2 protein-coding genes are annotated in these 4,179 nt (G+C 63.3%); one reads left to right on the top strand and one right to left on the bottom strand.

The features are described 5' to 3' along the window. Window positions 1–539: 539 nt before the first annotated feature. Window positions 540–1,577: an IS110 family RNA-guided transposase gene (locus AC0L3X_RS37200; RefSeq protein WP_439034004.1), complete on the bottom strand. Its 1,038-nt coding sequence runs from the start codon at window positions 1,575–1,577 to the stop codon at window positions 540–542. Between the two features lie 473 nt (window positions 1,578–2,050). Between AC0L3X_RS37200 and AC0L3X_RS37195 the strand changes: the two genes are divergently transcribed. Beyond that, a complete protein-coding gene (locus tag AC0L3X_RS37195; protein WP_439034005.1) occupies window positions 2,051–4,060 on the top strand; it encodes a ParB/RepB/Spo0J family partition protein in 2,010 nt (669 codons plus the stop codon). Window positions 4,061–4,179 lie beyond the last annotated feature (119 nt).

Raw genomic sequence — 4,179 nt, 5'->3', positions numbered from 1 at the left:
AGTGGTCGCAAGACCCGATAATAGGCCGGACATATGAGCGCAAGCGATCCGAGCATGCTGCCCGAGCCAATCCTTGCAAGTCGGGGGCCGTCCACATATGAACCGAGCCGCGTAGCGTCTCGGCCGTGCGGCTTCGATCCCTCGCGCAGAATGCAGAATAATGTGTCGCTCGCCGGAGGCACTCGCTCGCGGGCCCCGCCGTCATTGCATGCCGGCGTCGCTATCACTGTCCCGCGTTCGGGTGCCTTCTTATCCGGTCTTCTCTAACTGGGGGTGGTCCGTCAAGTGCGTTCAATCCATCCTGTCGTTCCCCGCATGTTTATACCCGAGGGGTGTCAAGTCGCCGGCGAGCGCGCTTCTCTTCGAGGTCGGGTTTCCGCCTCATGATGATGTTCGTGGAAGAGTGGTGGGGCCATCTCGCGAACGCAGTCGTCAAGCCCTGCGGATTGCGCTGCAGACCGGTTACCGCCCTCACCATTCCCCGTCCTGCCGGACGCCTTGACAGCCCTTCGGCTGGACTGTTGCTGATCGTGTATTGGCTAGGCGGCCGCAGCCTGTTCTTCGTGTCCCCAGCGGAAGTCGGTGCCATCGATCCACATGCGGTGCAGGATGACGGCAAGCTTGCGAGCCACGGCGACGCAGGCATTTTTGAACGAGCTGCGCTTGGCGAGGCGCACGCCCCATGCTTTTAGCGCGAACCACCTCTTCGTATTGACCAGCAATGAATGCGCCGCCTCGTAGAGATGCTTGCGGACAAAGTCATCGCCACATCGTGTGATGCCCCCATTGTAGTCCACCTCGCCCGACGCATATTTGCGGGGCGTCAGGCCCAGATGAACGGCGACATTGCGCGATTTGGCAAAGCGCACCGGATCATCGATCGCCGTCTTGAACGCGAGCGCCGTCAGCGGCCCAACGCCTGGGGCCGTCATCAGGCGGCGACAGATCTCGTCTTTCCTGGCAAGGCCTTCGATCGTGCGGGTGAGAAGCCGAACCTGTCCTTGCAAGGCCCGCCTGGCGTCCAGCAGCGCGACAATGCCCACCTCCAGATCATCGTCTCCGGCAATCAATTCCCGCACGCGCTCCTCGAAACGGCTTTGCCCGATGAGCCCGACCTTGAACCCAAATACCCGCAACGACGCTCGAATGTGATTGTCGAGATCACGCTGCTTGTCGAGCAGGCAGCGGCGGCTTCCCATGAGCGTCCGTAGCTTCTGACTGTCTTCACCTTTGATATGGACCGCCTTGAACCAGCCGGTCCGCATCATCTGCGCCAGCGCCCGTGCGTCGTTACGGCCGGTCTTGACGCTTTGTGCTTGCATGACGCCCTTGGCGTGGCGCGTCTCGACGCAGACAACGGGGAAGCCGGCAAGCGCAAGGCCCTTGTGCAGCCAGGACGAGCACTGGCCGGCCTCGAGGCCGATGCGCGAGAATGCCAAACCGGTGTCCTTCAGCCACGAAACCAACAGTTCCGGCTGGGTGTCCGCCACGCCCTCCCGCACCACGTTGCCATCCCCATCGACGACGCAAATCGCGGTCAGCCTTAAAGACACGTCGAGTCCAGCAAAGTAGTTCATCAAGGCCTCCCTCTTATATTGTTATCAAGGGCGCTAGCGTAGCATGCGCCGCTGGGAGGACCGTCCAACCCCAGTTACCTCATCTCGCGACTGCACTCGGTCCCGGGTCCCGCCGCTACGCGTCGGCGCTATGCTGACCCTCCTGCGGGTGCCTTTTTCTCTGCCGGGCACGGCCTGCACCAGCCAACCGTCCTCTGGCTCTAAGGGGCTCCGCCCCTCGCGCGCGCCAGGGTGAAGCGCCGGCTGGTGCCGGCGCCGATCCGAGCGGTTTCCCCGGTCTTCCGCGCTTTCTCAGAGCCCCAACACCAGAAATCCTGGCAGCTTGTGCAGACCCGCTCTTCGAGCGGCCCTTTCGGGCGGGCGATCCCCCTCCGCTCGGGTCGCCCTGGCACTTGCTACCCCTGGTCTCGCCGACGGGCAGGGGCGCAGGCGCGGAGTGCGCCCTGCACCCATGAAAGCAAAGGAGATCGATCATGTCGGCCAAGCTCGTTGAACAACTCCCCGAGAACGGAACGCAAGTTCTCATTCCGCTCAACAAGCTCAAGAAGTCGCCGAAGAATGCGCGCAAGACGCCGCACAGCGATGCGGCGATCGAGGCCTACGCGGCGAGCATCGCGGCCAAGGGCATCTTGCAAAATCTGGTCGTCGAGCCAGAGGTCGATGGAGAGGGCGCGGCCACTGGTTTCTATTTCGTGACCATCGGCGAGGGCAGGCGGCTTGCCCAGCTTCTGCGGGTGAAGCGGAAGGAGATCAAGAAGACCGAGCCGATCCGCTGCATCGTCGACACCGCGAACGATCCGCACGAAATCAGCCTGGACGAGAACTTCACCCGGGAAAACATGCATCCCGCCGATCAGTTCGAGGCCTTCAAGAAGCTGGCGGAAGAACGCGGCTTCGGCGCGGAGGAAATCGCCGCCCGCTTCGGTGTGACCCCGCATGTGGTGCGTCAACGCCTGCGGCTCGGCGCGGTCTCCCCGAAACTGATTCAGGTCTATCGCGCTGGCGATCTGACGCTTGAACAGTTGATGGCCTTTGCCATTACCGATGACCATGCCCGTCAGGAGAGCGTGTATGAGCGGCTTTCTTATAACCGCGACGCCAGCACCATCCGTCGCATGCTCACCGAAACGCACGTGCCTGCTACGGACCGCCGCGCGCGCTTTGTCGGAATGGAGGCCTACACAGAGGCTGGCGGCTCGATCCTTCGTGACCTCTTCACGGAGGATCGCGGCGGCTATCTGGAAGATGTCGCGCTGCTCGATCTGCTGGTGACCGCAAAGCTTGGCCGTCAGGCCGACGCCGTGCGGGCAGCCGAAGGCTGGAAATGGACGGAAGCCCATCTTGATTTCCCGCACGCGCACGGCATGAGGCGGACCTATCCGCATTCGGTCGAGCTTTCCGCGGAAGATCAGGCCGCACTTGCAACGGCGCAGACGGCATTTGACCGACTGACGGAAGAGCATCGGGCGGCCGAGGAACTTCCTGACGACGTGGATGTGCGGTTCGGCGAGCTTGAGGCCGAAATCGAGCGGCTGGAAGCGAAGCGGCAGGCCTATGATCCTGACGACATCGCGCGCGTTGGCGCTTTCGTGATCCTCAATCACGATGGCACCATTCGGATTGAGCGCGGGTTCATCCGTCCCGCAGACGAGAAGCCCCAAGCCGAAACCGAGGAGGGGAGCGACGCGCAGGCGCCCAATGAGGGCGGCGGGACAGATGACCCGACAGCGCAGGGTGATAGAGAAGAAGTCCTTGCAGAGGAAGAGGAGGACGACCGACCGCTATCTGACCTGCTCGTTCGGGACCTCACCGCACATCGCACCTTGGGACTGCGCCTCAATCTGAGCGAACAGCCCGAAACTGCGATCTTGGCAATGACACACGCGCTCGCCGCGCAAATCTTCTATCTCGGTGCGGATGCGCATGTCGTCGGCATCCAGCCGGTCAAGACCGATTTGGCTTCGCATGCGGACGGGATCGAGGATACGCCTGCTGGCAAGGCTTGGGCGGATCGTCATGCCATTTGGGCTAGGCAGATGCCCCGGGACGTCACTGGTCTTTGGACTTTCGTGGCCGAACTCGACCATGATAGCCGCATGGCCTTGTTTGCGCATTGCACCGCATTGACCGTCAATGCGGTGAAGCTGCCGTGGGAGCGGCGGCCGCGCGCGATGGCAACAGCCGACCGGCTGGCGGAAGCCGTGTCTCTCGACATGACCGGATACTGGCGGCCGACGGTGCGCAGCTATCTGGGGCGCGTCACCAAGGCGCGTATTCTGGAGGCGGTTTGCGAAGGCGTGAGCGGTGAGGCGGCCGAGCGTATGGTGGATATGAAGAAGGTCGATATGGCGGAAGCCGTCGAACAGTTGCTGGCCGCGACCGACTGGCTGCCGTCTTTGCTCAGGACGGCCAAGCCCAAGGATCGGTCAGATGAGCCAAACGAGACGCAGAGCGGTGATGCGTATTCGCAAGCCGCAGAATGAGGATTGAGCCGGGGGCGCGCGCGCCGGCCCCGCCCGCGTTAAAATTTTATGGGGGCCGCCCGGCGCCGCCGCCCGGGGGGGGGGGGGTGGGGGGGGGGCGGGCGGCGCGGGGTGGGGGG

The sequence above is a fragment of the Bradyrhizobium sp. MI1.7 genome, assembly GCF_055811795.1.
This window is presented reverse-complemented; position numbering and strand designations above follow the sequence as displayed.

What these genes read in the sequence shown, in the direction of transcription:
- AC0L3X_RS37200 (WP_439034004.1), bottom strand. Translation starts at nt 1,577, where the DNA reads ATGAACTACTTTGCTGGACTCGACGTGTCTTTAAGGCTGACCGCGATT.
- AC0L3X_RS37195 (WP_439034005.1), top strand. Translation starts at nt 2,051, where the DNA reads ATGTCGGCCAAGCTCGTTGAACAACTCCCCGAGAACGGAACGCAAGTT.